Raw genomic sequence first — 1085 nt, forward strand, 5'->3', positions numbered from 1 at the left:
ATCAAACAGAATCCAATCCGTAACGTTTTTCAGATTACATTATTCATCTGAGTAATTATTCCCTTGTTGGAAGTTCAGACTTATAGATTTTCCAATAATTTTTGTTGGTGAGTAACTTATAGATAACGTGTTTGTATATGATTTGTTGCGTGGTTAAGTACGTAATTTAGCAAATAAAAACCGAATAGAAAATCCGCGAGGGTTTTCGTAAGCAGGCTAGAACTAGCAATAAATTATATACGGTGTTGGCAAATCGTATTTATTATTAATATATAAAATCGGTTATTATAATTCTCTTAATGTAATAGTCAGAAAAATTTAAATCAGAATTTAACATCATATTTGAAACTATTTCTGGGTGTAAAAAGCCCATTGGTATTTTGAATTTGTAGTATTCTTTAATGAATTCATTTTGATTTTTTATAGAATCCAATGCTATCCAATATTTTCCTAAATTGTTTAGAGTTCTTGAATCCATTTCTGCAATTATCAAAGAATCTTTATCAAAGTTACTTGGAATATTTCCAGATTGAGTCTGAACATTGTATTGAATTATTCCATTTAGACTTTTATTTACAAATCTTTTTTTTATCAGAAAATCATTTTCTATCCAAACAGAATCTACATAACTATAAATTTCATGTTTTAAATTGCTTTGTTCAAATCGCTTTCTACTCTCTTTTGATACTGTTTTCAGTAAATCAGTTCTTCCATTTTTTAAATCAGTCAAGAATTGTTTGTAAGCATTTTTAGTGTCTAAATTCGGATATTGTCTTTTGAGAAAGTCAGATTCAAAGTCGTTCACGAGATAAGTCAGAGTTTCGCTGTTTTCTTTTCCCAAAACCTTTTCAAATTGTGCTATTTTTTTTTCATTTGAACAACTAAAAGTCAAAAGTAAAATTATTGTTAGTTTGATGAATTTCATTATTTGGACATATGTTTGCCAACGTGTTTGTATATGCTTTGTTGCGTGATTAAGCAACTAAGTTAGTAAATAAAAACGGAATAGAAAATCCGCGAGGATTTTCGTAAACAAGCTAGAACTAGCAATAAAATATATACGGTGTTATGCACTGGTTTTATTA

At 28.2% G+C, this 1085-nt stretch carries 1 protein-coding gene; it reads right to left on the reverse strand.

Annotation, left to right across the window (positions count from 1 at the left end; translation table 11 throughout):
* Positions 1–265: 265 nt before the first annotated feature.
* Positions 266–925, reverse strand: a complete 660-nt coding sequence (locus ACVCZW_RS04620) for a hypothetical protein (RefSeq protein ID WP_452227746.1) — start codon at positions 923–925, stop codon at positions 266–268.
* Positions 926–1085: the final 160 nt, after the last annotated feature.

This window comes from Lacinutrix sp. MEBiC02595 (assembly GCF_053601555.1).